This window comes from Pantoea agglomerans (assembly GCF_020149765.1).
Taxonomy (GTDB): Bacteria; Pseudomonadota; Gammaproteobacteria; order Enterobacterales; family Enterobacteriaceae; genus Pantoea; species Pantoea alvi.
Genome location: NZ_CP083808.1, coordinates 301697 through 326756, shown reverse-complemented (window position 1 = coordinate 326756; position 25060 = coordinate 301697). Strand labels below are relative to the sequence as shown.

Below are 25060 nucleotides of genomic sequence, written 5' to 3'. Positions count from 1 at the left end.
CGCCTTAATGTTTTTCCAGCCAGGCGCCGTAGAACGCCGGGCGACCCACCGCTTCAAAGCGCACGCCTTTCAGCCAGGGCGCCCCGGCAAACACCTGCGGCTCTTCGAAGATGGGAATAACGTAGGCGTTATCCAGCAGATAGCGCTGCGCGTCGCCCGCCAGCTGCAGGCGCTTCGCCGGATCGACCTCGGCGGAAATGGCCAGCAGCAGGGTGTTCAGCCTGTCGTCGCGGAAGCGCTGCACTTTGTCGCTGGAGCCGCCTTTTTGCAGCAGCGCGTCGCGGTTGCTGGGGTAGAACTGGCTCTTGATGACGTCGGGATCGGCGCGGCCCACTTCCGAGACGGTGAGCGGCGTCTTCAGCGGATCCAGGCTGTCGAGGGTTTTACTGCCCGCGTCGCCCGCCTTAACCGTCAGCGCTACGCCGACCTGACGCCACTGCTGGGCGATCAGCTGCAGCACCTCTTTGTTCTGCGGCTGCGGCAGGGATTCATAGATGGTCAGCGCCAGCGGCTTGCCGTCTCTGACGCGGATGCCGTCTGCGCCCGCTTTCCAGCCCGCCTCGTCCAGCAGTTTTTTCGCCTGTTCCGGGTTGAAGGTCAGTTTGTCGCTGAGATCGACAAAGCCCGCCGCGCTGGTGGCGATCACCGATTTAGCCTGCGGATAGTTGGGTGAGAAGAGGGTATCAACCACCTGCTTCGCGTTCGTGGCGTGCAGCAGCGCCTGACGCACGCGCAGGTCGCTTACCAGCGGGTTATCGGGACGGAAGCTGATGCTGTCGTTCACGCCGCGCGTGGGCGCCGCGTAAAGCGGAAACTGCTGATCTTTTGCCTGCTTCTCGTCATAGGCCTGCACCTGGCGGATGATGTCCGCCTGGCCCGCCAGCAGCGCGCCGATGCGCACGCTGTCTTCCGGCGTGACGATAATTTTGATGCCGTCTAGATTGGCTGGCCCCTGCTGCTGGCCATTTTTCGGCCCCCACTGATAGCCTTTGCGCGCGATAAGATCGACCTCGCGGCCCAGTTTTTCATCGCTGACCACAAAGGGGCCGGAGCCGATAATATGCCGCGCGTCGCCGAGCTGATCGAAATTACGCGCCAGGGTGCTGAGCGATACCAGACCAGAGCCGATGGTGGCGGTGCCCTGTAAAAAACCGGGCGAGGGCTTTTTAAAATAGAACTTCACCGTCAGCGGATCGATCACTTCGCTGTGGTCGTAGTTATTAATCACTTCAGAAACCGGCAGGCGCTGCGCTTTATTACCCAGGCCGTAGGTGTCGAAGTTTTTTGCGACCGCGCTGGCATCGAGCGGCGTGCCGTCAGAGAAGGTGACGCCGGGACGAAGTTTAAAGGTGTATTCGGTTTTATCCGCATTGCTGCTCCAGCTTTCGGCGATCCAGGGCTCGACCTGCAGCGTTTGCGGATTCTGCCAGGTGAGCTTGTCGGTGATCTGGTTCAGAATGCCGCCATTGGGATAGAAGCCGCCTGCCGGCGGGTAAAGATTGGTGTGCGCCTGCTGCTCAAGATAGATCAGCGTGCCGCCTTTCACCGGCGTCTCCGCCGCGTGAACCGGGATACTCCCTGCAAGCAGTGCAAATGCCAGCGCGCGCGGCAGTGGCGAAAAAGTAAAACGCGTCATGTGAATTCCTTTGTTATCAACTGCCTTAAAAGACGGAATTCATCATCGGACGCGGCGCAGGCCAAATGAACCAACGAATTGCGCAAAGCTTATCTGAAAATAACAAATAACGGCGCGTCATAAAAATAGCGCTCTTGCCAGAAGATGAGGCGTTTAATATTTCGCTGTTCGCCTGCCGTTAATAAATACAGCGCCACCTCGCTCTGCGGAAATAACAGCCGCTATGCCATTTTTCGCGTTCCTTTTTTCATATTTGTTGTTTTACGAATTATTAACCTCGCTCCACACTGGGTCGCAACGGGATATTAGTGAGGAAGGGTGAATGTCATATCGTCTGAGTTTGTTGGATAAATCGCCGGTGCTCGCGGATGAGCCGGCCAGCAGCGCGCTACAGCGCACCTTGCAGCTGGCTCAACAGGCGGAACGCTGGGGCTATCACCGTTTCTGGCTGGCCGAGCACCACAACACCGCGCAGCTGGCGAGTCCGTCGCCAGAGGTGCTCATCGCCTGGATTATTGCGCAGACGCAGCATATTCGCGTCGGCTCTGGCGGCGTGATGCTGCAACACTACAGCCCCTATAAAGTAGCGGAAAACTTCAACCTGCTGGCGTCGCTGGCGCCGGGCCGCATCGACCTGGGCGTGGGTAAAGCGCCGGGCGGGCTGCCGCTATCGACCCGCGCGCTGCAGGCGGGCGTGGATGCGCGGGGTAAGGGCAGCTTCGCCGAACAGCTGAAGCAGCTTGGCCAGTGGCTCGATGCGCCCCAGCAGCGTGACGCCGGGGATGAAGAGACCCTGCACGCCACGCCGCTGCCGCCGCGTCCGGCTAATCGTTTTCTGCTGGGCGCCAGCGAAGAGAGCGCCACCCTTGCCGCGCAGCAGGGCTGGCAGCTGGTATTCGCCGCCCATCTCAACGGCGACCGCCAGCTGATGGAGAACACCCTCGGCACCTACCATCGTCTTAGCGGCCAGCGCGCGCTGGTCGCGGTGCAGGTGGTGGTGGCCGACTCCCCGGCCGAGGCGGATCTGCTGGTCAACGGCCTGCGCCACTTCCACGTGAAGGTTAACGGCGGCCAGGGCGTCAACGTCGTCAGCCTTGAGCAGGCCGAACGCTATGTGCGTCAGGGCGGCTTTACCGACTATGTTATCGAGCCGCGCACGCCGTCGCTGCTGAAAGGCACCGCCGCGCAGGTCCATGCCCAGCTGGATGCGCTGCAGCAGCACTATGGCGTCGACGAATTTGTTATCGACACGCCAATCGCCGAGCCGAAAGCGCGCTTCCGCTCGCTGGAGTTGCTGGCGACGCACCATCTGGTCGCAGCCTGACCCTGGCGGAGAGAACCATGAGCACATTTGATTCCCAGCTGATCGCCTGGCGTCGCGAGCTGCATACCTGGCCAGAGCTCTCCGGCCAGGAAGAGGCGACCACCGCGCGCCTGCGCGCCTGGCTACAGGCGGCGGATATAGCCCTGCTGGACTATCCGCTGAAAACCGGGCTGGTGGCGGAGATCGGCCAGGGTGAATCGCTGATTGCGCTGCGCGCCGATATCGACGCGCTGCCGGTGCATGAAGCGAGCGGGCTGCCCTTTCATTCGCGTCATCCCGGCGTGATGCACGCCTGCGGCCACGACGTCCACAGCGCGGTGATGCTGGGCGCGGCGCTGCAGCTTAAGCAGTACGAGGCGCAGCTTAACGGCCGCGTACGTATCCTGTTTCAGCCGGCAGAAGAGATCGCCGCCGGTGCGCGCCAGCTTATCGACGCCGGGGTGCTGGAGGGCGTACAGGCAATCTTCGGCATGCACAACGAGCCGGGCCTGCCGACCGGGGTGTTCGCCACGCGCGGCGGCGCGTTCTACGCCAACGCCGACAAATTTATTATCCGCGTCAGCGGAAAAGGGGCGCATGCGGCGCATCCCGAAGCGGGCGTCGATACCATTGTCGCCGCCAGCCAGATTATTCAGGGGCTGCAAAGCCTCACCAGCCGCAGCTTCAACACCCTCGACAGCCTGGTGCTGAGTATTACGCGCATCGACGCGGGCAAAACCTGGAACGTGCTGCCCGGCAGCGTCGAGTTCGGCGGCACCGCGCGCACCCACGATCCTGACGTGCGCGCCGGGCTGGAGGCGCGCGTGCGGACGCTGGTGAGCCATTTCGCCGAGGCGGCGGGCGCGCAGGCGACCCTGAGCTGGCACGCCGGCCCGCCGGTGCTGGTGAACGATCCTGAATGGGCGCGCTTTTCCAGCGAGATTGCCGCGCAGGCGGGGTACCGCGTGCAGACGGCCAATTTGCATCTCGGCGGCGAAGATTTCGCCTTCTACCTGCAAAAACTGCCTGGCGCATTCGTCAGTATCGGCAGCGCCAGCCCGTTTGGCCTCCATCACTCCGCTTTCAATCCCGACGAGGCGCTGATTGCGCCCGCCGCCCGCTACTTCGCCCAGCTGGCGCAGCAGGCGCTGCAACGGCTCAACGCGCGATGTTGCGACGCCATCCTGACCTGATCCCCTGAACTGAACGGCGTTCGCGCGGCCCGATGCGCCGCGCGAGCTGCACCGCTGCAACCCAAACAGAGAGAACATCATGACGACGAGAGAGCTTCGACTGGGCACCATGCTGCATGGCGCATCCGGCAATATGTCCGCATGGCGTCATCCCGCCGCGCAGGCGGACGCCAGCATCAGCTTCGACTATGCAAAACGTATCGCGCGCAAAGCGGAAGAGGGCAAACTCGATTTCCTGTTTGTCGCCGACGGCCTCTATATCAATGAAAAATCGATTCCCCACTTTCTCAATCGCTTCGAGCCGCTGACGCTGCTGTCGGCGCTGGCGGGCGTCACCGAGCATCTCGGGCTGGTGGGCACGGTATCTACCTCCTACAGCGAGCCCTTTATCACCGCGCGCCAGTTTGCCAGCCTCGATCACCTGAGCGGCGGCCGCGCGGGCTGGAACGTGGTGACCTCGCCGCTGGAAGGCTCGGCGAAAAACTTCTCCCGCAAGCAGCACCCGGAACATGCGCTGCGCTACCGCATCGCCGACGAGTATCTCACCGTGGTGAAAGGGCTGTGGGATTCGTGGGAAGAGGATGCCTTTGTGCGCGATAAGGCGAGCGGCAAATTTTTCGAACCCAGCAAGCTGCACGCTATCGACCACCATGGCGATTTCTTCCAGGTAGCCGGGCCGCTGAATATTGAGCGCACGCCGCAGGGCCGTCCCATCCTCTTCCAGGCGGGTGCCTCTGAGGATGGCAAGAAGCTGGCGGCGCGCCATGCCGACGCGATTTTCACGCATCAGGCGACGCTGGAAGAGGCGCAGGCGTTCTACCGCGACGTGAAGCGCCAGCTGGAAGAAAACGGCCGCCGGCCGGAAGATCTGCATATTTTCCAGGGCGTCAGCGTCATCGTCGGCGACAGCGCCGAGGATGTCGAGCAGCAGTACCAGACCACCGCGGCGCTGGTGTCGATCCAGGACGCGCTTAACTACCTGGGACGCTTCTTCGATCACCACGACTTCTCGCAGTATCCGCTGGACGCGCCTTTCCCGGCGCTGGGCGATATCGGCCAGAACAGCTTCCGCAGCACCACCGACGAAATCAAACGCAAGGCGCGCGAGCACGGCCATACGCTGCGCCAGGCCGCGCTGGAGGCCGCCACGCCGCGTCCGTTGTTTCACGGCACGCCGGAACAGGTGGCGGACGGCCTGCAGCAGTGGTTCGAAAACTTTGCCACCGACGGCTTCATTATTCAGGGCGGCACGCCTGACACCTTCGAGCGCTTCGTCGATCGCGTGGTGCCGGTGCTGCAGGCGCGCGGCCTGACGCGACGCGACTATCCCGGCACCACCCTGCGCGCCAGCCTTGGCCTGAAGGAACCGGCTAATCAGTTCTCACAACAATAAGAGCACTTTCGCTATGCAGAACAAGAAAACCCTTATCGCTCTGCTGCTGCTGGCTAGCGCCAGCACGGCTTACGCCGACGGCACCAGCGTAGATTACAACGGCCAGCGCGTCAGTCTCGAAGCCAATAAAACGCCGATTAATACCGCGAAGAACGACCAGGCGGTGGCGCAGCTGCCGGCAGGCCATCATTTTGTGGTGCCGGGTGCCTTTACCGTGGCGGTTGCCGCGCAGAACTCGCCGCCGCTGACGGTCTTCTCCGACGACAACAAAACGCTGCTCGGCAGCGAGGTCGATATTGCCCGGCTGGTGGCCGATAGCCTCGGCCTGAAGCTCAACGTGGTGCCCACCTCGTGGGAAGACTGGCCGCTCGGCGTGGCCTCGGGCAAGTACGACGCGGCTATCTCCAACGTCACCGTTACCAGAGAGCGTAAAGAGAAGTTCGATTTCGCCACTTACCGCCGCGATACGCTCGGCTTCTACGTCAAGGCCGACAGCAAGATCAGCGCGATCGACAAGCCGGAAGATATAGCCGGGCTGCGCATTATCGTTGGCTCCGGCACCAACCAGGAGGCGGTGCTGCTCGCCTGGGATAAAGCCAATCAGGCGAAGGGGCTTAAGCCGTTCACGCCGATCTACACCAAAGACGACGCCACCCAGACGCTGGCCCTGCAGTCGGGCCGCGCCGACGCCTACTTCGGGCCGAACGTTATTGGCGCGTGGAAAGCGGCGCTGACCGGCAAAACCCGCCTGGTAGGCAGCTTCGACGGCGGCTGGCCAAAAGTGGCGCACATCGCGGTGACGGTGAAAAAGGGCAGCGGTCTGGCCGAGCCGATCAATACCGCGCTCAACGGCGTGATTCAGAACGGCGACTACCTCAAGGTGCTTAACCGCTGGGGCGAAGGCGTGGAGAGGATCGACCGTTCCGAAATCAACCCGCCGGGCCTGGGCGACTGAGAGGTGAACCATGAGCCAGCAATCTTTCCGCGACGTCTCGCCGGAGGCGCCTGAGCTGCAGCCGATCCTGACGGGGCTTTTCGCCTTTTACGAATCGCGCTACGGCGACTTTTTTCGCCATAACCAGGAGGTCGAAAAAACCGAATGGTATCTGCCGCCGCGCGGCCTGTTTATCGTGCTGGAGCGCGACGGCGAGATTATCGCAATGGGCGCCTACAAGCCGTTTGATGCGGAGACCGCCGAGCTGAAGCGCATCTGGACGCGCGGCGATCTGCGGCGTCAGGGGCTGGCGCTGCTGGTGGTGCAAGAGCTTGAGCGGCGCGCGCGGCGCGCCGGCTACCGGCGGCTCTACCTCACCACCGGCTTTCGCCAGCCGGAGGCGGTGCGTCTCTACAGCAGCTTCGGCTATCAGCCGCAGTTTGACCTCAGCGGCGACCTGGAGCGTTACGGGCAGCCGCCCTATGACGGTCGTCTGCGATTTACCAAGGTTATCGACGTCAACAGCGTCGCTCAGGCGAGTTGAGGAGAGAATATGAACAGGGAACATCAGCAGTTAAAAGTGGTGCCGGCGCGCTATCCGGCCCGCACGTTCGGGGCGATCGTCGCCCTGTTTATTCTGGCTGGCGTCGTGGAGTCGGTGGCGCTGAACCCGCGCTGGGAGTGGGGCGTGTTCGCCCGCTGGTTTTTCGATCCGGTGATCCTGCACGGTCTGGGGCAGACGCTGCTGCTGACGCTGCTCGGCACCATTTTCAGCCTGATTTTTGGCGGCCTGCTGGCGCTGGCGCGCCTCTCGTCGTCGTGGCTGCTCAGCAGTCTCGCCTGGGGTTATATCTGGCTGTTCCGCTCGCTGCCGCTGATTGTGGTGCTGATCATTCTCTATAACTTCTCCTATCTCTACGACACGCTCTCGTTTGGCGTGCCCTTTACCGCCCTCGCCTGGGGCCATTTCCAGACCATTAACGTGCTGGGGCAGTTTCCGGCGGCGGTTATCGGGCTGACGCTGGTGCAGGCGGCCTACAGCGCGGAGATTATTCGCGGCGGCTTTCTCGGCGTCGATCACGGGCAGATGGAGGCGGCCTCGGCGCTCGGCCTCTCTGCGACGCGCCGCACTTTCCGCATTATTCTGCCGCAGGCGCTGCGCGCCATTATTCCCACCGCCTTTAACGAGATTATCAGCCTCGCGAAGGGCACGGCGATGGTTTACGTCCTGGCGATGCCGGAGCTTTTTTACACCATCCAGATGATCTACAACCGCAACCAGGAGGTGATTCCGCTGCTGATGGTGGGCGCGGCCTGGTATCTGATCATCACCACGGTGCTGTCGGCGATCCAGCACGGCGTCGAACGCTGGCTGGCGCGCAGCGTCACCCGCGATCCCCAACCTTCACGCTGGCGCCAGTGGCGCAGCCGTTTAAACCCTGTTGCTGCACATAAGGAGATTAGCCATGTCCGAAGCCATTGATTACCGTCAGGCGCAGGCGACCGGCGCCATCACTATTACCGGCGTCAGCAAAAGCTACGGCCGCCACAAGGCGCTGGATAATGTGTCGCTGGCGCTGGATCCAGGCTCGGTAACGGTGATCGTCGGGCCGTCCGGCTCCGGCAAGTCGACCCTGCTGCGCACGCTTAATCATCTGGAGCGTGTCGATGAAGGATTTATTCAGATCGACGGCGACTATATTGGCTACCAGCGGCGCGGCGACAGGCTTTATGAACTAAAAGAGAAGGCGATTTTGCGCCAGCGCGTTAACGTCGGCTACGTGTTCCAGAACTTTAATCTCTTTCCCCATCTCACCGTGCTGGAGAACCTGATTGAGGCGCCGATTGCGCACCGCCAGCTCTCTAAGCGCGACGCCGTGGCGCGGGCCGGGGAGCTGCTGGATAGCGTTGGGCTGCGCCATAAGGCTGACGCCTGGCCGCGCCATTTATCCGGCGGCCAGCAGCAGCGCATCGCCATTGCGCGCGCGCTGATGCTGAACCCGCGCGTGATGCTGTTTGACGAGCCCACCTCGGCGCTCGATCCCGAGCTGGTGGGCGAAGTGCTCGACGTTATCAAGAAACTGGCCCGCTCGGGCACCACGCTGGTGGTGGTCACGCACGAGATCGGCTTTGCGCGCGAAGTGGCGGATAACGTGGTGTTTATGGTGGATGGCAAAATTGTCGAGCAGGGCAGCGCGACTCAGGTGCTGAGTAATCCGCGCCATGAGCGCACGCGCCGCTTCCTCGCACGCGTGCTGTAGGAAAGCGATGATGAAAATACCTTTACTCTCCGCGCTGCTGCTCGGCGCGCTCTCGCCCGCGCTGGCGGCAAGCCTCGACGTAACGCAGAATGAGACGCCGATAGCGGCGCCGGCCAGTCCGCAGGCGATCGGCAAGATCCCGCCCGGCTTCCGCTTTGTCGAGCCGGGCTATCTGACCGTGGCAACCGCCAATACCCATTCGCCGCCGCTGGGGCTGCTAGCCTCCGACAATAAAACGCGTATCGGCAGCGACGCCGATTTTGCGCGGCTGCTGGCGGACAGCCTGGGGCTGAAGCTGCATCTGGTGCCCGCCTCGTGGGAAGACTGGCCGCTCGGCGTCGCCGCCGGGCGCTATGACGTGGCGATGTTCAATATCGCGGTGACGGAGGAGCGGAAGAAGAAATTCGACTTCGCCACCTACCGCGCCGACGGCCATGCATTTCTGGTGAAGGCAAACAGCCCCATTACCCACATCAACAAAGCGGAAGATATTGCGGGGCTGCGTATTATCGTCAGTTCCGGCACCAATCAGGAGCGCATTCTGCTGGGCTGGGACGCACAGAACCGCGCCAGAGGGTTAAAGCCGGTGATGCCGGTTTACCTTACCGACGAGGCGGCGGCAACGCTGACGCTGCTTTCGGGACGCGCCGATGCGCTGTTTGGCCCGGAGTCGATGGCGGCCTGGAAGGTGGCGTCGCGCGGCGATACAAAGATTGTTGGCTACGGCCCGGTGCGCTCCTGGGTGGCGGTGACGACCAGAAAGGGCAACGGACTGGCGGAAGCGCTACAGACGGCGGTGAACAGCACTATCGCGGGCGGGCAGTATCAGCAGGTGCTTAACCGCTGGGGCGAGCAGAACGAGGCGATTAAAGCCTCAGCGGTTAATCCGCCGGGGATCGTTTACTGAAGCAGGGGCGGCGCTGGCATCGTCGCCTTGCCAGCGAAAAAGCCGCTTGTATTGAAGTGAAGGTGGCTTCGGGCGTTGGGGTAAATAGGGGTTATTTTATGGTTGCCTCTGCTCGCTCCAGCCAGCTGGGGTTAATCGCAGCCTTTTGCTGTGCGAGATACTGCTCAGCCATAGCGGTTTTTTGCCGAGCGACAGCCACACCTGGTTGCTGAGTGAAGGATCTTAACAGCTCTGTGTCAGGTAGCATGGAAATCGGTTTTCCAGACAGAATATCAATAGCTTCCACTTCCAGACTAATGGCACCGAAGGCTCCGGCGACGCTCAATATTTTTCCCGGAACGCTTTTCTGCCTGATGGCAAGAGCGACACCACCTGCCAGCGTGGCGGCACCTGCCACCCAGCCGGCCACGATAAGAGGTGAAAGCAATTTGTTGCAGTTATCGCCGAAATAGACCATCCGGTAACGGAAGTAACCGCCCCAGGGTTCGCGGGAACCAAAGGCATTGTGCATGAACCATGCCCGTGAATCATGGATCTGATCGTCAAATAGCGCCCGGACAAGACCAGCCGGATGATCTGCGTTACCAGCTTCGCCGGTTTCAGGAAACAGCACTTTCAGCCGGGATTCACCGGCGGTTTTCATGCGCAGCCACTCTGCGTATTCATCGTCAGTGTTCAGCAGGTACAGGGTATTTTTCAGCGCGTAAAGGGGTTCGTAATACCATGTTTGCGTACTATCCCGCCGCAGTTCCCAGTAATCCTCCCTGAACTCTTCAGCCCCCTGCCGAAGCTGGGTCTGACCGAGCGCGGCATCGAAGTCTTTCGGTCCCTGAGGCAGCAGGATAAAGCTGCCTTTGGGCGCGTTGATTAACTCGTTTTTGCGTTCATTTTCTACGGTTTTCTGTTTATCTGCCCGCTCTTGTTCATGTGCCTTGCGAACCTTCAGGTCACTATCGGCATCCAGGCCGTTGGCGGCAGCATCGCGGTAAAAACGCTGTGTTTTATAGGTTCCTGTGGCATAACGACCGATTCGCCAGGCAGTCAGCCAGGCCACCTGGGTTTCCATGGCGCTTTCAAGTGGCACAGGAGCGCTGGTGGGGGTGAACTGTGAGGCCAGTTCTGGGCAGGTATTTTCCTCTGGAGCGGTGAGGTTAAGGGTCAGGGTGCGCCAGGCATTGAAACGAGCTGTTAGCGTTTTATCTACTGCAAACTCCTGCAAAACATCAGGCGGCAATTCGCGCCACCGATCTTTTTTCAACGCTTCAGGAATGGCTTCGGGGGGAACCTTTAACGGCGCACCGGCGGCGAAAGCGGCGGCGTATATATCATGCAGGGCAATCTGTGACAGCAGCAAGGCATCGTCTGCCCCGTTCGCCTTGCCCTGGTCCCCCGGCGGATAGCCGCCGCCGAGGTCGGAGTGCATGCCGGGATAGAGTACCTCGACGAAGCGGGCTGGGTAGGTGCCATCGGTGCGACGGATGGAGTCCAGAGGAAAACAGAGACGCTGCTCGTGAGCGGAAACCAGATGCACACCGTGCTTTATTAGTCCGCCATATTTTTTTTCCTCCGGCAGTTCCTGATTGCCGTCAGCCCAGCCCATATGCCCTTCGGCAATCGGTGCAATATGCGGTATTCCGACAGATGCGACGGTATCGAGCAGGCCGAGAAACTCAACACTGAGAGGGATTTTCAGGTCGCCGGCCATCAGGCACTGCTCCGGTTTATCCTGTCCTTCCTGTGGGGCGGGAAGCAGTTCGCTGAGCCAGCTGACAAAGGCGCGTGCCGCCGCGGCTCCCCGCGAAAACCCGTAAATATATAGCTTAATACCCAGCAGCCTGACTTTTCCTGGTTCACCCGGATTAAGCGCTGCCCTCAGCCTGCTGTGTAGCTGCGGGGATTTGAGAAGGCGCTGAAACTCGATGTAGCGGTTACTGCTGCCGGTCAGTCCGAAGGACATCATAGAGCTGGACATGGCCTGAACCGACGCCCAACATTCTCCGTCGTCCATTTTACCGAGGCCGGTGGTACGTCGCAGCGCATCAATGATACGCAGCAGTCCCCAGTTAATCCTGTCTTCCCCGTGAGAGGCGAAGGCCAACCCGCCCATGGTGAAGTCAAGGTCCATAATCTCCGGGAACGGCGTACCGACGCCGGGCATATAGTACTTGTAATACTTATTACCGGCGGTCTCCGGAAAGTCTGTCAGTGACATGTCATCTGCCAGACCGGCGGCATATCCCTGGCCTACGGTGGCGCGAAACAGGCGGGCGATATTGGTTGGGTGTTTGGGGTCTGCGATGTTGAGGTCGTGATTGAGGTTGTTGCCAGTGCCGTCAAAGAACAGGCTGATATGCAGGGTTTTGCAGCAGGGCGGCGTGACCCGGCGGTTTGCGGCAAGACAGAGTTCGTTATGGTAAGCCCGCTCCTGGCTGTCCTGCTGGTGACAGTTTTTCCTGGTCAAAGAGGCAACAGAGGGAAGCCGACCCTGCTCCGGGAAGGACGGTGGATACCAGACCGGAGCATTGTTCATTTCGGACATACGGCAGGCTCCTTCATCTGAATGGGGTAGTTAACCGGATAAGCCGGACTGCCGTAATCGGCGCAGCTGGTCGTCACTTTTACCTGATCGCAGGGCAGGAAATGCACGGTGATGCCGCAGGTTTTTTCTGTGGACGTATAGGGCGGGAGGGGAATCATGCGTGAATGCTGTTTTTTCATCCGCCTGATTTTTGCGAACCATTCCCTGTTTTTATCACTGTACTCATCCCATGCACGATTTCTCTCTTTTTGAGACATCCCTCTGGTATTGGGTGGAGTGGGTTTTGGTTCTGTCATATCAAGAGTGCTACCCAGACCTGTTTCCCAGTCTACCCTGACGGTCATGCCGGGTTTCCATAATGGCGGTGCGCGGTAACAGCATCCTCCACCCCCTCCCTGAAAGGGGCCTATAGTATCCAGCCCGGACTGTCCGTTAACGCTGAAATAGTTAATCGCCCATTTGGTATGGTTGATGGCTTCGATAGTGTTAGCAAAAGCGATAGGGGAGCCGGTAATAAGCAGAACGACAAGGGTCAGCAGGGTCCTGTCACAAGGATTCATCCATAATTCCTTCTATATTCAGGGTCAAAATATGGCCTTAACTGGCGGTGGCGGTTTTCCGGGTCAAAGAGGCAACAGAGGGAAGCCGACCCTGCTCCGGGAAGGACGGTGGATACCAGACCGGAGCATTGTTCACTTCGGACATACGGCAGGCTCCTTCATCTGAATGGGGTAGTTAACCGGATAAGCCGGACTGCCGTAATCGGCGCAGCTGGTCGTCACTTTTACCTGATCGCAGGGCAGGAAATGCACAGTGATGCCGCAGGTTTTTTCTGTGGACGTATAGGGCGGGAGGGGAATCATGCGTGAATGCTGTTTTTTTTGGGTCTCAAGTTTTTTTACCCATGCCAGATATTTTTCCCTGTCCTGGAATCCGGGAAAACCTTCCGATGATCCCACGCCTGTTTCCCAGTCTACCTTTACAGTTATGCCGGGTTTCCATAATGGCGGTGCGTGGTAACAGCATCCTCCACCCCCTCCCTGAAAGGGGCCAATAGCATCCAGCCCGGACTGTCCGTTAACGCTGAAATGGTTAATCGCCCATTTGGTATGGTTGATGGCTTCGATAGTGCCAGCAAAAGCGATGGGGGAGCCGGTAAGAAGCAGAACGACACCGGTCAGCAGAGTCCTGTTACAAGGATTCATCCATAATTCCTTCTATCAACGGCCAAAATATGACCTTAATCCCTATGGTTTGTGCGTATTTTCCTCTGTTTTTTTGCATAAATCAAATCACCAGACAATAGATGCCTGATGCCCTCGTGGTGAATACGTGAGAAAGCGGGAGCGCGGCGGCCAGCATCTGGGGAGCTGAAAACACGTCAGGAAGTCATTGAACAATTCATAGCGGCAGGTATACGAAACTGTATCAGCATTGCCGACCAGGACGGGACGCGGAACAACCGACTCTGACTAAAGGGCTATTTATAAGCAGTCTTTTGAAGCTGGCGACGGGCTTTGAGCAGTAATCGATAGACCAGCTAAGCCTAACGAGAAAATGCCAAAAGCTTTATTCAGCGGGCACGAGATAACTGTCAGTGAGGCACTGAACTCAGGTTTGTCGAGAATCACCGACGCCATCAGCGTTCACGAGAGGGGGGCGACCGAGGCATGCAGTCGAACCGGCTAAGCGTGATGCGTATGGTAGGGTGGAGGTGGCTACTACAACGAACGAATCCAGCCAAACTAAACGGCCTGAGCCCGGTGCAGTCTTGAGCTCAGGCCATGTCAGTCGCCAGTTAATAAAGTGTTCAATATTCAGGTTCACTTCACTATGGGCGGCTTATCATAAAACTATTCATTATTACGGATTACGGTACTCTTCGTACGTTCGTGGTTCTGGATCGCCTTCTTTGCGATACAGTTTATCGGCTGCCTGCCGCTCTTTAACGTAAACCAGGGTTTCCTGCAGCTGGCGCTGCTCTTCAACCGGCATGGTATTAATCACGCCGCTGTTGATGGAGGCCTGAATTTTATCGAAGATTTCTATCGTAAATCCCAGGAACTCACTGTCGGTAAGGATCTCGTTCCGGTAAAGCTCACTGAGCGTTTTCTGCTTATCTAACTGCGTCTGGAGATCCGCTACCTGTTTGGTGCAGGCGTCCAGCTGCGCTGAGTCTGAAGCGTTTAAAGCCATTTTTCACTCCCTCTTTAGTTAACCGTTATTTAATTAAACAGCATCATCAGTGTAATCCTCTGTCTCGGGAGTTAACAGCGTGTGGTTTACCTCAGAACATCTGTTTCTGTTATAAAATTATCTACATTTAGGTTTTTGTTTTAATTTAATTAATTCATTCGGGATTATAACCTGCCTGTTTCAGCGTGGGGCGAGGGCGATCGAGGTCGGCATTCCTTGTGGAATGCGCTCTGATGCGGGGTTAGAGTGGGTTTTTAATAAGTCAGGTTGAAGTTTTTTCCGGCCAGCCTGCGCAGAGCGGCCGTCGCTTGATGCAGCGGAAGATCGGAAGGCCGAAAAGTTAATTTGCCTGGCTGCTGGCTCAACTGGCGAAAGGTGCCAGGATTAGCCCACAGCTTAATTAACCTTGATGGAGTCTCCCTATGGGCCGAGTTAAGATCCGGTGCCAACAGTGTGGAGAGCGCCGTTTCCAGTACACCCTGCAAAATGATGAAAAACATACCCCTCACGGCGCTGTCTGCTTGAGCTGCGGCAGGTGGATTGACCGAAATAATCTCTATCAGCTTGCTCTGGTCAGGCGGCGGCCGGACGAGCGCGACGGCAGCTGAATAAACGGCCGGGCCAGGCTGCACTACTGCAACCGAAGTGACAGGCCGCTGATGCAGTGACTCTGCCTTTCCCGTCAAAAAACCTGCTTTCCTGTCGCCTGTCCAGGGCCTGCAGGTGAGATATCCTTTAGCCCTTAAGTGGTGTCAGCTAGACTCTACTCAATCGTCCACGCCGTTTTTATAATGACGGCGGAAGTTTAAAAACAGGATAACCCGCTGATAACGCCTCTTTATCCGCTAAAACAGAATAATTTAAAGGCTTGCAATGAAAATCCGCTTTCTGTCAGCCAATGAGCATAAGCTGACCGAGGTACGAAAAATCCTCGAACCGGTAGGCGTCGACGTTCTGCCTATCGCCCGCCGTATCGATGAAATCCAGACGGAAAACGAAATTGCGCTGGTGCGCGACAAACTCACTAAGGCCTTTTCCATTATCGGCCGTCCGCTCTTTGTCGAGCATACCGGACTCTACCTTGATGGGCTGAATGGCCTGCCGGCCGGGCTGACGCGCATCTTCTGGAACCGGCTAGAGGCGGAGCGTTTCGCCAAGCTGGTGCAGGGACTCGACAGCCAGGCGGTCACGGCGAAAACCGTGCTGGGCTACTGCGACGGACGCAAAATGTACCAGTTTCACGGCGAAGTTCGTGGCACCATCACCGCCCAGCCCGTCGGACCGCGCGAATTTCAGTGGGACTGCGTCTTTATTCCGGAAGGCCATAGCCAGACCTTCGCCGAGATGGGCGAGCTGAAAAATGAGATCTCTATGCGAAAGCTGGCGCTCGACCGCTTCGCCGAATTCCTGAAAACCGCCCGAGGAGTGGCATGAAACCTGAACTAAAACGCGCCTACGACTCCGGCAAACTGATCCTGTTCGCCGGTGCGGGCATATCGCGCAATCTGGGGCTGCCGGAGTGGCATGAGCTGATAGCCCATCTGGCGAATGAGCTGGGCTACGATCCCAAAATATTCAACACCTACGGCACCCATCTTTCGCTGGCGGAGTATTACAAACAGAAGAAAGGTTCGCTTGGCCCGCTGCGCAGCTGGATGGATCGCGAGTGGCACCGGCCGGACATTGATGTCCGCTCCTCAGAAATTCATACCATGATTACCCAGGGCAACTTTAGCCGCATCTACACCACCAATTACGACCGCTGGCTGGAAGCAGCGCACGAGGCGCACGGCGTTCCCTACAGCAAAGTCGCCAACGCGGCGGACCTGGTGGCGCTGACCGAAGACAAGCGGCATATCATCAAGCTGCACGGTGATTTCGACGACGATACCTCGATTGTGCTGGATGAGAGCAGCTACTTCGAACGTCTCTATTTCGATTCGCCGCTCGATATTAAACTGACCCACGACGTGATGGGCAATTCGGTGCTGTTCGTCGGCTACAGCATCAGCGATTTTAACATCCGCCTCTTGTTTTACCGGCTGACCAAAATGTGGGGCAGAACCGGTCTGGCGACCGCGCGGCCAAAGTCTTATCTCTTCACCAACCGTAACAATCCGGTGGCGCGCGAGGTGCTGGGGCAGTGGGGCATTGAAATGATCGTCTCGGAAGAGGACGATCCGCGCAAGGCGCTGGCAGACTTCCTTAACGAGCTGATTTCATAATGAATTATCGCTCTTCACCTGTTAAGACAATCGCCTTGAAAAAAGGATGCAATCCGGCCGCATGAGGGATATACTGTATATATTAACAGTATCGGAGGGGCAAAAATGGCTGTCGAAATTAAATACGTAGTCGTCAAGAAGGGTGAAGAGAAAATGACGTTTGCCAGCAAAAAAGAGGCGGATGCCTACGATAAGATGCTCGACATGGCGGAGGCCTTTACCGACTGGTTAGCGCAGCATCAGCCCGATATGGACGAGTCTCAGGCGGAAACCCTCGGCCTGCTGCTTGCAGAGCAGAAAGAGGCGATTCAGCATATTCTGCGCACCAGCAAGCTCCCGGATGCGTCTGACTCCGCTGATGCAGCGAAAAAGGCTCGCGCGGCAGAGCACGCTGATGAAAATGGCGAAGGCGACGTTGCGCAGACCAAAAAGGTGCGCGCCGTTAAAGCGGCTTAAGTTCCTGCATCACACTAAAAACGCGCCGCAGTGCTTTTACCTGCGGCGCGTTTTTGTATGCGCGAAGCGTCTGTAGTCAGGCGCGTAACTTTCTATGCGTCAGTGAGCGAACAGAGAAAAGGTGCCGGAGTAGTAGCTTACCATCCACGCCACATAGACCAGCCACACCACCATACCCGCCGTTAATCCGAATTTACCCGTCATCAGCCTGCCTCCATTAAGTGTGCGGTTATCGAAACCGTTTACACAAATTGACAGAAGGTGGCGCGGGCTGGATTGTTCTGGATCAAAAAACCTGCATACAGCGATTAGCTGCTACATCGGCCTCGATCAAAAACCTTAGCGCAGGTCAGTGCGATCGCCACGCGTGGTGGGGTGAGAGACCACCAGAAACTCAACGTCGCTGTCGCTGTCGTTTCGCGCCTGATGTTTTGCTTCTGGAGGAACTTCCAGCCCCTGATGTGAGTTGAGCAGGTGACGCTCGCCCTCAAGCTCCATACAGAGGGTGCCGCGCAATACAAAAAAGAACTGACGACTCTGGGCGTGATAGTGACGAATTTCCTCGGTGCCAGCGGGCATCCGCTCGTGGATAATGCTGAGATCCTGCCGCTGCATCAGTATCCAGCCGTCGCACTGGTCGCCCCAGATATAGTGTTCGGCGTTCTCTTTCAACACCATAATGATCTTCCTTTCTCGTTCCGTGGAACCGATACCATAACGATTCTGAGCGGAAAAAAACATGCCTTTTCAATCATCTCGCTATGAATGCGCGCTTTTCATACGGCGGATAAAAGAAAACCCGCCGCTGGCGGGTTTTAGGGTGAGGAAGTGCGGCAGAAATTACTGCGCCGGACGCTCTTTATTACGCGAGCGCAGCTTTTTCACCAGGCGGTGCGCCTCGGCCTCGGTGGCCACCGCAGGCGAGGAGCCGCGCAGCGGCTTACGCGCCGATTCATGCAGCGTCAGCACGGTCAGCAGACCAATCACGCCTGCGCCCATCAGATAGTAGGCGGGCATCATCAGGTTATGGGTTTTGTCCACCAGCCAGGCGGTAATCAGCGGTGTGGTGCCGCCGAACAGCGAGACGGACAGGTTAAAGCCGATGGCCAGCGCACTGTAGCGGATATCGGTAACGAACAGCGCCGGCAATGTGGCAGGCATCGAGCCGCTGAAGCAGGTATGCAGCGCGCCCAGCACGATCAGTCCGGCAAACACCAGCCACATATTGCCTGAGGCCACCAGCATCATGCAGGGGATCGACAGCAGGATCAGACCGATAGCGCCGCTGCCGATGACCGGACGGCGGCCCAGGCGATCCGCCCAGTGACCCCAGAACAGCGTCAGCGGCATCATCACGAACATCACCACCATAATCAGCAGCAGGCTGCTCAGCTCGCCCATGCCGAGGACGCCGGTCAGGTAGCTCGGCATATAAGAGGTCAGCATGTAGTTGGAGACGTTAAACAGCAGCACCAGACCAATACATTTCAGCATCGGCTTGTGGTACTTCTTCAGCATCTGCATCACCGTCATCTTCGGTTTGCTATGCTCCAGCGCCTCCTGCTTCTCCATATGCTGCTGGAACGCCGGCGTCTCTTCCAGCTTCAGACGAACGTAGAGGCCAAACAGGCCGAGCGGCGCGGCGACGAAGAAGGGAACGCGCCAGCCCCAGTCGAGCATGGTCTGCTCCGGCAGCACCGAGGTAAGCGCCGTCACAAAGCCGGCGCCCAGCAGGTAGCCGCCCAGGGTGCCGAACTCAAGAAAGCTGCCCATAAAGCCGCGACGGTTATCGGTGGAATACTCGGCGATAAAGGTTGCCGCGCCGCCATACTCACCGCCGGTAGAGAAACCCTGCACCAGCCGTGCTACCAGCAGCAGTATCGGCGCAAGAATGCCGATGCTGGCGTAGGAGGGGATCAGGCCAATACAGAAGGTGCCGATCGACATCATGATCATGGTCATCGCCAGCACCTTCTGGCGGCCGATGCGATCCCCCAGCGGGCCGAATACCAGTCCGCCGATAGGGCGCACCAGGAAGGCGGCGGCGAAGGTGCCGAACGCCGCGATCAGCTGCGCGGTGTTACTGGCATTGGCGAAAAAGACTTTACCAATGGTCACGGCGAGATAGCTATAGACGCCGAAGTCGAACCACTCCATCGCGTTGCCCAGCGCCGCTGCGCCGACCGCGCGCTTCAGCATATCGTTATCGACGATGGTGATATCGTCGACCGTCAGCTCTTTCTGCTTTTTCTGCCAGAAATGCTTTTTGCTTTTATCTGTGGGTTGATTCCCGGTGCTCATAATATCCTCATTAACCAATGAGGCTCTTATAGCTTTCGTCGCCGAACTGCCAACAAACTATGGGAAAGAAAGCTATAAGCAGCCTGTTAAAATAAATTACGGCAGCTTGTTTACAACAATTTACCTTACTATAAAAACGGCCTCGCTTTCAAATTAGCAGATTTTTAGGCTGATATAGCCGAACAAACATGCAGTTGATGCCGTAATCACGGGTCAGCATGGTTTAAATCGCTTTGTCTCAGGAAGTTAGCCTGTAAAGAATCCGTAAAAAAAGAGCCTGGTAAGTTTAAAAACACAAATAACCCTGTTTATTATGAGGTCTAGTCAGAGGGCGTATTTTCATGAATCTGGCCTGAAAATAATCGACACCCTGTAAACCCAGTTTATAAGCCGATCGAAAATGTCATCAATCTGTCACCCCTTAAATCACGCGTTATTGCCGCCGCCAGCTAACATTCAGAGATAGTGTTGTTTTGCACGCGCCGCTCAAATCCGCGGCGTCTTTTCTGGAGGGGTTATGGCCCGATTTAGTGACAAACGTATCCTGATTACCGGCGGCACCAGCGGCATGGGGCTGGCGGGGGCGCAGCGCATTCAGGCAGAGGGCGGCCGCGTTGCGGTAACCGGGCGCAATGCCAGCCGACTGCAGTATGCCAACAGCGTGCTGCACGACAATGCGCTGCTGCTGCGCAACGACGCCTCGCTGGAGGCGGATATCGAGGCGCTGGGTGAAGCGGTGGAAAAGTGGGGCCGGCTGGATGGGCTCTGGCTGAATGCTGGTTATGCCGAGCTAAGCGAACTGGAGTCGGTGACCGCAGAGTCGTTTAACGCCATGATGAACGCCAACGTGCGTGGCCCGATGCTTCAGCTCGCCAGGCTCTCTTCTTTGCTTAACCCTGGCGCATCGGTGGTGGTCACCTCCTCATCCTCGACCTATGAAGGCGCGGCAACGACCAGCCTCTATGCCGCCACCAAAGGGGCGATTATTGCCATGGCGCGCAGTTGGGCATCGGCGCTGGCGCCGCGTGGCATACGGGTGAATGTGGTGGTGCCGGGGCCGATCGAAACCCATTTCCGCGATTTTATGCCGGAGACGGCGCGTCAGCAGTTCGAGGATTTTATCGTCAGCCAGGTGCCGCTGAAGCGGGCCGGGAAGGCGGAAGAGGCGGCGGCGGTCGCGCTGTTTCTGCTCTCCAGCGACGCCTCTTTTGTGACGGGCAGCCAGTACGCGGTCGATGGCGGCCTGGTGCGCTACTGAAATCTGGGGCAGCCTGCGCTGCCCGTTAAGCGATTAACCCGGATAGATGCCGCGCTCTTTACGCGCCATCAGAATGCGTTCGCAGGCGACGATATAGGCCGCGGTACGCAGCGAACACGCTTTCTCTTTGGCTTTGTTCCAGACGTGTACCATCGCGTCGGTCATGATCTTATCCATGCGCGCGTTGATCTCATCTTCGCTCCAGAAGAAGCTCGCCATATCCTGGACCCATTCGAAGTAACTGACCGTTACGCCGCCTGCGTTACAGATAACGTCCGGCACTACGATGATGCCGCGTTCGGCCAGCACATCGTCCGCTTCGGGATAGGTTGGGCCGTTGGCGCCCTCCAGCACCAGCTTGCAGCTCAGCCTTTCCGCGCGCTCGCGGGTGATCTGTCCTTCCAGCGCCGCAGGGATAAAGATATCCATTTCGGTGCGCCAGAACGCCTCTTCATCGATCTTTTCCGCACCGGGGAAGCCGAGGATCTGCTTGTGCTCCTGCTGCCAGCGCGACAGCTCCGCCATATCGATGCCGTTGGCGTTGGCGAGAGTCGCACTGTGATCCTGGATCGCCACGATAAAGGCGCCTGCTTCATTGAAGAGACGCGCCGCTTCGCTGCCGACGTTGCCGAAGCCCTGCACCGCGACGCGCGCGCCCTCAACGGGAATGCCCGCGCGGCGCGCCACTTCGCGGCCGGTAATAAAGACGCCGCGTCCGGTCGCCTTCTCGCGTCCCAGCGAGCCGCCCAGGTGGACCGGCTTGCCGGTGACTACGCCGGTTACGGTGGTGCCGCTGTTCATGGAGTAGGTATCCATCATCCACGCCATCACCTTGCTGTTGGTGCCGACATCCGGCGCGGGAATATCTTTCTGCGGGCCGATAATGATGCCGATTTCGCTGGTGTAGCGGCGCGTCAGGCGCTCCAGTTCGCCTTCCGACAGCGCGAAGGGATCGCAGCGGATACCGCCTTTGGCGCCGCCATAGGGCAGATTGACCGCGGCGCACTTGATGGTCATCCAGGCGGAGAGCGCCATCACTTCGTTCAGATCGACATTGGGATGGTAGCGAACGCCGCCTTTACCCGGCCCGCGCGACAGGTTGTGCTGCACGCGATAGCCTTCGAAGTGGCGGATAGAGCCGTCGTCCATCTGAAGCGGGATATCGACAATCAGCGCGCGTTTTGGATGGCGCAGCGTATCGATCCAGCGTCCCAGCTCGCCCAGATAGGGCGCGACGCGGTCGATTTGCTGAAGGTAGGTGGACCAGGCAGATGTACTGTTTTCAGACGCGTAGGATAACTTTTCCATAAAGACCTTTCTTTTTTAAAGTCGTTTATTATGTGTTGCCGTGGATGGGGAGCGGATCAAACCGCACCCCGTTAATTTACCACTTACCGAAGAAAGATAATTTTTCTTCCGCGGCTGAAAACAGGCGTTTTGCTACATTTTGGTGCAGCGCAGTGCATAAATAATGTGGCTGGCCGCGCCGCACTGAATAAAGATGTGCTTATGTTGCATGCTTGTTGCATAAACAGGATTTTTTGTCACTTTTCAGTTCCTTGAGTTGTCTCATAAATTGAACAAATTACGCCCGCTGCGTATTGACTTGGCAGAGTAAATTCGCCGCATGAGCCAGATTAATGAGTGGATTACTTTTCGTAATGGCAGAAGGGCGAGGCTGAATTAAAGCGCCATCACTGCCTCTATTTCGATTTTGAGATCGGGCGAGAAAAGTGCGCTCACCTGCACTAAAGAACTGGCTGGCAAATGGTCGCCGTAATAATGAAACAGCACCTGGCGCAGGGCGTCGATATCCTCGAAAGAGGTGATAAATAGCGTGACTTTCAGTAAGGCGCTGAGCGTTTTATTTTCCGCCTCAGCGATCAGCTGGAACTGGTCAAATATCACCTTCGTCTGCTCCGCGACAGAGCCGGTTTGCGCGGCGCTGCCGTATGCGGTCAGGCCGGAAACATAAAGCGTATTCCCGTGCTTTACCGCATGAACATAGGGTGCCTTAACTTCGCCCAGCGCGGGATAATTAATTCTTTCGATAGCTGACATCTGTTTTCCTTTTCATTCAGGGCAGGGGTAACGGCTATATCTGCCGGGCATCACCCGATCGCGTTGATAAAAGCAGCTAAATATGCACGGCTATTTTGCTGCCGCCTCGCCGCTATTGACCGGGCTAATCGCGTCATAAGAGATTGCCGCTGTGAATAAATCGCCTTATCGTTATATAATTTCAAATACAACGAAAGTGGTAAATTCAGGTTACGCTTTCCCGCCGTTAATATCACCTGCAGAACTGACTTAATAAAAATGAAATGTATGACCCGCGCGCTTTTTCAACCTCAGGCGCTTAGCCTGCTTATTTTCACCGCGCTACAGACCCAGGGCGCACAGCCAGCCAGCGATGAGACGCTAACGGTTTCCGCTGAGCCGCCATCGCTCTCCAGCCAGGAGGATGCCACGCAAAAAAGCGCTATGTTGGGCAATGCCGGCAGACTGGCGGTGCGCAACGCGCCTTTCTCTGTCCAGTCGCTCTCGCGTGAAATGATGAAGCAGCAGCAGCTAAAAAGCGTCAGCGCGCTCTATCGCTATATGCCGTCGGTCCAGGGAGATGGCGTCCGCCCGCAGACGCGCGGCATGCAGGGCAGCGTGGTGCAGAACAGTATGATCGACGGCCTGAACGTCGTCTCGACTACCGACTACGCGGCAGAGCAGTTTGACCATATCGAAGTGCTAAACGGCCTGGCCGGTTCGCTCTACGGCCCGGCTAATCCGGCGGGGCTGTTTAATTTCGTGGCGAAGCGCGGCACCGATCTGCCGCAGCATCACCTGAGGATCGGCGGCGGCAGCGGCGGCAATCATAATCTTGCGGCGGATTTCAGCGGCCCGCTCGATCAAAATGATCGCCTGCGCTATCGCCTTAATCTGCTGGATGACGAGGGCGGCGGCTATGTCAGCGGCAGTAAGGTGCGCCGTCAACTGGTGAGCCTCGCGCTGGACGCTAACCTCAGCGACAGCACCGTGCTGGAGAGTAACTTCAGCTATTACCACTATTACGATAAAGGCCTGCCGGGGAAATTCGCGCTGGGCAACGGCCTGACCTTCCCGGCGGCGCCCGACCCGAAAAAGGCCGGGCTGGGGCAATCTTATGCGGGCGACGATAACCATACCCTGACGGCAGGGCTGCGCCTCAGGCATGACTTTGACGGCAACTGGCAGGGTGAAGTCGGGGTGCTGCGCCAGATCGCCGATCGCGAATCGACCGGCGTTACCAACACCTTTACCGATCGGGCGGGGCGCTACACCACGACGACCTCTTCCTCCACCGCCAGCCGCTTTACCATCAACAGCTATCTGGCGAACCTGAACGGCGAAGTCGATACGGGCTGGATCCACCATCAGATTGCTGCCGGCATCCGCGGTTTTGTCTGGAAGAATATGAATCCGCGGCGCGGCGCGACCTCGACGCTTGGCAGCGCCTCGCTGGAACAGCCCTCGCGCTTTAATCGTCCTGACTATCCCGACTTTACCGACCGCTATCACTCCACCACCGCCACGCAGCACGCCTTTCTGCTGAGCGATAATCTGCAGTTTTCGCCCCAGTGGAGTCTGATGCTGGCGGGCAGCGAAAGTCTGCTGAGTTCAGCTAACTACGCTAAAACCGGCGCGCGCAGCAGCAAATCCTCTGATAAAGGCTTCTCCGGCTCCGCCAGTCTGGTCTATAAGCCGGTGGATCCGCTGACGCTTTACCTCACCTGGGCGGACAGCCTGCAGCAGGGGGACGCCGCGCCGACGGGTGCCACCAACGCCGGCACCATCCTTGCGCCTTACCGCAGCAGGCAGGCGGAAATCGGCGCTAAGCTGGCGGTGAATCGGCTGCTGCTGACGGCGGCGCTGTTTGAGATTAAACGTCCCTTTGCCTATACCAGCGGCAGCGGCGTCTATGCGGTAGACGGCGAGCAGCGCAACCGCGGCCTTGAGCTGATGGCGGACGGCGAGGTGACGCCGAGACTGCATATCTACGGCGGCATGACCTGGCTCGATCCGCGTCTGTTCGATACCGCCAGCAGCGCGACGCAGGGCAAACGGGTGGTGGGGCTGCCGCGCTACAGCGCCAGTCTGTTCGCCGCCTGGGATCTGCCTGGCCTTAGCGGCGCGGATCTGCACGGCGGTGCTCGCTATGTCGGACGCCGCGCCACCGACAACGCCAACAGCGGCTGGGTAAGCGGCTACACCACGCTGGACGCGGGCGCGGGCTATCACACCCGCCTGATGAATACCGACACAACCTTTCGCCTTGACGTCACCAACCTGACCAACCGTCACTACTGGACCAATATCGTGCCGGGCGGCCTTAATGGCTACAGCGGCGCGGGCTATGCCAGCGCGTCGCTCGGCGAGCCGCGTCAGGTGCAGGTTTCAATGCAGCTCGATTTTTAAGGAATCTGA

The 25060-nt window shown here is 58.3% G+C and carries 23 protein-coding genes; 13 read left to right on the top strand and 10 right to left on the bottom strand.

All coding sequences use genetic code 11. The features are described 5' to 3' along the window. Window positions 1-4: 4 nt before the first annotated feature. On the bottom strand, window positions 5-1636 hold the full coding sequence (locus LB453_RS01475; protein WP_103796637.1) for a TIGR04028 family ABC transporter substrate-binding protein: 1632 nt from the start codon (window positions 1634-1636) through the stop codon (window positions 5-7). Window positions 1637-1958: 322 nt separating this feature from the next. Between LB453_RS01475 and LB453_RS01470 the strand changes: the two genes are divergently transcribed. The 8 genes from LB453_RS01470 to LB453_RS01435 all read left to right on the top strand — a co-directional run bounded on the left by LB453_RS01470 (window position 1959) and on the right by LB453_RS01435 (window position 9627). After that, window positions 1959-2960, top strand: coding sequence for an MsnO8 family LLM class oxidoreductase (locus tag LB453_RS01470; RefSeq protein WP_103796636.1), 1002 nt, complete (start codon window positions 1959-1961; stop codon window positions 2958-2960). Window positions 2961-2977: 17 nt separating this feature from the next. Then, window positions 2978-4132: an amidohydrolase gene (locus tag LB453_RS01465; RefSeq protein WP_103796635.1), complete on the top strand. Its 1155-nt coding sequence runs from the start codon at window positions 2978-2980 to the stop codon at window positions 4130-4132. Between the two features lie 79 nt (window positions 4133-4211). After that, entirely contained in the window at window positions 4212-5525 is a 1314-nt protein-coding gene (locus LB453_RS01460) for an LLM class flavin-dependent oxidoreductase (protein ID WP_103796634.1), read from the top strand. Between the two features lie 13 nt (window positions 5526-5538). Further along, window positions 5539-6480: an ABC transporter substrate-binding protein gene (locus LB453_RS01455; RefSeq protein ID WP_103796633.1), complete on the top strand. Its 942-nt coding sequence runs from the start codon at window positions 5539-5541 to the stop codon at window positions 6478-6480. Between the two features lie 10 nt (window positions 6481-6490). Next, window positions 6491-7003 carry a GNAT family N-acetyltransferase gene (locus tag LB453_RS01450; RefSeq protein WP_103796632.1) on the top strand — a complete coding sequence of 171 codons (513 nt, stop codon included), beginning with the start codon at window positions 6491-6493 and terminating at the stop codon, window positions 7001-7003. A gap of 9 nt (window positions 7004-7012) precedes the next feature. Further along, window positions 7013-7942 (top strand): amino acid ABC transporter permease, encoded by a 930-nt coding sequence (locus LB453_RS01445; protein ID WP_103796631.1) that lies wholly within the window; start codon window positions 7013-7015, stop codon window positions 7940-7942. Further along, window positions 7926-8720: an amino acid ABC transporter ATP-binding protein gene (locus LB453_RS01440; RefSeq protein ID WP_103796630.1), complete on the top strand. Its 795-nt coding sequence runs from the start codon at window positions 7926-7928 to the stop codon at window positions 8718-8720. The genes LB453_RS01445 and LB453_RS01440 overlap by 17 nt, the downstream gene beginning before the upstream one ends. A 7-nt stretch (window positions 8721-8727) precedes the next feature. Then, the gene (locus LB453_RS01435; RefSeq protein WP_411970170.1) at window positions 8728-9627 is read left to right on the top strand and encodes an ABC transporter substrate-binding protein; all 900 of its coding nucleotides are present in this window, start codon (window positions 8728-8730) and stop codon (window positions 9625-9627) included. A 91-nt stretch (window positions 9628-9718) separates the two neighbouring features. Here LB453_RS01435 and LB453_RS01430 read toward each other — a convergent pair whose 3' ends face one another. The 5 genes from LB453_RS01430 to LB453_RS01410 all read right to left on the bottom strand — a co-directional run bounded on the left by LB453_RS01430 (window position 9719) and on the right by LB453_RS01410 (window position 15048). Further along, window positions 9719-12166 (bottom strand): T6SS phospholipase effector Tle1-like catalytic domain-containing protein, encoded by a 2448-nt coding sequence (locus LB453_RS01430; RefSeq protein ID WP_103796628.1) that lies wholly within the window; start codon window positions 12164-12166, stop codon window positions 9719-9721. Then, a complete protein-coding gene (locus LB453_RS01425; RefSeq protein WP_103796627.1) occupies window positions 12154-12726 on the bottom strand; it encodes a DUF3304 domain-containing protein in 573 nt (190 codons plus the stop codon). The genes LB453_RS01430 and LB453_RS01425 overlap by 13 nt, the downstream gene beginning before the upstream one ends. A 132-nt stretch (window positions 12727-12858) precedes the next feature. Next, a complete protein-coding gene (locus LB453_RS01420; RefSeq protein ID WP_103796626.1) occupies window positions 12859-13371 on the bottom strand; it encodes a DUF3304 domain-containing protein in 513 nt (170 codons plus the stop codon). Window positions 13372-14029: 658 nt separating this feature from the next. Then, on the bottom strand, window positions 14030-14362 hold the full coding sequence (locus LB453_RS01415; protein ID WP_103796625.1) for a hypothetical protein: 333 nt from the start codon (window positions 14360-14362) through the stop codon (window positions 14030-14032). A 254-nt stretch (window positions 14363-14616) separates the two neighbouring features. Then, complete coding sequence (locus LB453_RS01410) at window positions 14617-15048, bottom strand: hypothetical protein (protein ID WP_103796624.1); 432 nt, start codon at window positions 15046-15048, stop codon at window positions 14617-14619. A 187-nt stretch (window positions 15049-15235) separates the two neighbouring features. Between LB453_RS01410 and LB453_RS01405 the strand changes: the two genes are divergently transcribed. From LB453_RS01405 to LB453_RS01395, 3 genes are all read left to right on the top strand, one after another. Continuing rightward, the gene (locus LB453_RS01405; RefSeq protein WP_103796559.1) at window positions 15236-15796 is read left to right on the top strand and encodes a non-canonical purine NTP pyrophosphatase; all 561 of its coding nucleotides are present in this window, start codon (window positions 15236-15238) and stop codon (window positions 15794-15796) included. After that, window positions 15793-16587 carry an SIR2 family protein gene (locus LB453_RS01400; RefSeq protein WP_033790496.1) on the top strand — a complete coding sequence of 265 codons (795 nt, stop codon included), beginning with the start codon at window positions 15793-15795 and terminating at the stop codon, window positions 16585-16587. The genes LB453_RS01405 and LB453_RS01400 overlap by 4 nt, the downstream gene beginning before the upstream one ends. Window positions 16588-16692: 105 nt before the next feature. Continuing rightward, complete coding sequence (locus tag LB453_RS01395) at window positions 16693-17043, top strand: YebG family protein (RefSeq protein WP_103796558.1); 351 nt, start codon at window positions 16693-16695, stop codon at window positions 17041-17043. 339 nt (window positions 17044-17382) lie between these two features. Here the strand turns inward: LB453_RS01395 and LB453_RS01390 are convergent, their stop codons facing one another. Together LB453_RS01390 and proP are read right to left on the bottom strand one after the other, a co-directional pair. Then, window positions 17383-17721, bottom strand: a complete 339-nt coding sequence (locus LB453_RS01390; RefSeq protein ID WP_103796557.1) for a cupin domain-containing protein — start codon at window positions 17719-17721, stop codon at window positions 17383-17385. A gap of 162 nt (window positions 17722-17883) precedes the next feature. Then, window positions 17884-19344 (bottom strand): glycine betaine/L-proline transporter ProP, encoded by a 1461-nt coding sequence (gene proP, locus LB453_RS01385; RefSeq protein ID WP_103796556.1) that lies wholly within the window; start codon window positions 19342-19344, stop codon window positions 17884-17886. Between the two features lie 517 nt (window positions 19345-19861). Here proP and LB453_RS01380 point away from each other — a divergent pair. After that, entirely contained in the window at window positions 19862-20602 is a 741-nt protein-coding gene (locus tag LB453_RS01380; protein WP_103796555.1) for an SDR family oxidoreductase, read from the top strand. Window positions 20603-20635: 33 nt separating this feature from the next. Here LB453_RS01380 and LB453_RS01375 read toward each other — a convergent pair whose 3' ends face one another. Together LB453_RS01375 and LB453_RS01370 are read right to left on the bottom strand one after the other, a co-directional pair. Continuing rightward, the gene (locus tag LB453_RS01375) at window positions 20636-21910 is read right to left on the bottom strand and encodes a Glu/Leu/Phe/Val family dehydrogenase (RefSeq protein WP_103796554.1); all 1275 of its coding nucleotides are present in this window, start codon (window positions 21908-21910) and stop codon (window positions 20636-20638) included. A 375-nt stretch (window positions 21911-22285) separates the two neighbouring features. Then, window positions 22286-22663 carry a RidA family protein gene (locus LB453_RS01370; RefSeq protein WP_103796553.1) on the bottom strand — a complete coding sequence of 126 codons (378 nt, stop codon included), beginning with the start codon at window positions 22661-22663 and terminating at the stop codon, window positions 22286-22288. Window positions 22664-22921: 258 nt separating this feature from the next. Here LB453_RS01370 and LB453_RS01365 point away from each other — a divergent pair, with 258 nt between their 5' ends. Beyond that, entirely contained in the window at window positions 22922-25051 is a 2130-nt protein-coding gene (locus tag LB453_RS01365; RefSeq protein WP_411970169.1) for a TonB-dependent receptor, read from the top strand. Window positions 25052-25060 lie beyond the last annotated feature (9 nt).

What these genes read in the sequence shown, in the direction of transcription:
- LB453_RS01475 (WP_103796637.1), bottom strand. Translation starts at nt 1,636, where the DNA reads ATGACGCGTTTTACTTTTTCGCCACTGCCGCGCGCGCTGGCATTTGCA.
- LB453_RS01470 (WP_103796636.1), top strand. Translation starts at nt 1,959, where the DNA reads ATGTCATATCGTCTGAGTTTGTTGGATAAATCGCCGGTGCTCGCGGAT.
- LB453_RS01465 (WP_103796635.1), top strand. Translation starts at nt 2,978, where the DNA reads ATGAGCACATTTGATTCCCAGCTGATCGCCTGGCGTCGCGAGCTGCAT.
- LB453_RS01460 (WP_103796634.1), top strand. Translation starts at nt 4,212, where the DNA reads ATGACGACGAGAGAGCTTCGACTGGGCACCATGCTGCATGGCGCATCC.
- LB453_RS01455 (WP_103796633.1), top strand. Translation starts at nt 5,539, where the DNA reads ATGCAGAACAAGAAAACCCTTATCGCTCTGCTGCTGCTGGCTAGCGCC.
- LB453_RS01450 (WP_103796632.1), top strand. Translation starts at nt 6,491, where the DNA reads ATGAGCCAGCAATCTTTCCGCGACGTCTCGCCGGAGGCGCCTGAGCTG.
- LB453_RS01445 (WP_103796631.1), top strand. Translation starts at nt 7,013, where the DNA reads ATGAACAGGGAACATCAGCAGTTAAAAGTGGTGCCGGCGCGCTATCCG.
- LB453_RS01440 (WP_103796630.1), top strand. Translation starts at nt 7,926, where the DNA reads ATGTCCGAAGCCATTGATTACCGTCAGGCGCAGGCGACCGGCGCCATC.
- LB453_RS01435 (WP_411970170.1), top strand. Translation starts at nt 8,728, where the DNA reads ATGATGAAAATACCTTTACTCTCCGCGCTGCTGCTCGGCGCGCTCTCG.
- LB453_RS01430 (WP_103796628.1), bottom strand. Translation starts at nt 12,166, where the DNA reads ATGTCCGAAATGAACAATGCTCCGGTCTGGTATCCACCGTCCTTCCCG.
- LB453_RS01425 (WP_103796627.1), bottom strand. Translation starts at nt 12,726, where the DNA reads ATGAATCCTTGTGACAGGACCCTGCTGACCCTTGTCGTTCTGCTTATT.
- LB453_RS01420 (WP_103796626.1), bottom strand. Translation starts at nt 13,371, where the DNA reads ATGAATCCTTGTAACAGGACTCTGCTGACCGGTGTCGTTCTGCTTCTT.
- LB453_RS01415 (WP_103796625.1), bottom strand. Translation starts at nt 14,362, where the DNA reads ATGGCTTTAAACGCTTCAGACTCAGCGCAGCTGGACGCCTGCACCAAA.
- LB453_RS01405 (WP_103796559.1), top strand. Translation starts at nt 15,236, where the DNA reads ATGAAAATCCGCTTTCTGTCAGCCAATGAGCATAAGCTGACCGAGGTA.
- LB453_RS01400 (WP_033790496.1), top strand. Translation starts at nt 15,793, where the DNA reads ATGAAACCTGAACTAAAACGCGCCTACGACTCCGGCAAACTGATCCTG.
- LB453_RS01395 (WP_103796558.1), top strand. Translation starts at nt 16,693, where the DNA reads ATGGCTGTCGAAATTAAATACGTAGTCGTCAAGAAGGGTGAAGAGAAA.
- LB453_RS01390 (WP_103796557.1), bottom strand. Translation starts at nt 17,721, where the DNA reads ATGGTGTTGAAAGAGAACGCCGAACACTATATCTGGGGCGACCAGTGC.
- proP (WP_103796556.1), bottom strand. Translation starts at nt 19,344, where the DNA reads ATGAGCACCGGGAATCAACCCACAGATAAAAGCAAAAAGCATTTCTGG.
- LB453_RS01380 (WP_103796555.1), top strand. Translation starts at nt 19,862, where the DNA reads ATGGCCCGATTTAGTGACAAACGTATCCTGATTACCGGCGGCACCAGC.
- LB453_RS01375 (WP_103796554.1), bottom strand. Translation starts at nt 21,910, where the DNA reads ATGGAAAAGTTATCCTACGCGTCTGAAAACAGTACATCTGCCTGGTCC.
- LB453_RS01370 (WP_103796553.1), bottom strand. Translation starts at nt 22,663, where the DNA reads ATGTCAGCTATCGAAAGAATTAATTATCCCGCGCTGGGCGAAGTTAAG.
- LB453_RS01365 (WP_411970169.1), top strand. Translation starts at nt 22,922, where the DNA reads ATGAAATGTATGACCCGCGCGCTTTTTCAACCTCAGGCGCTTAGCCTG.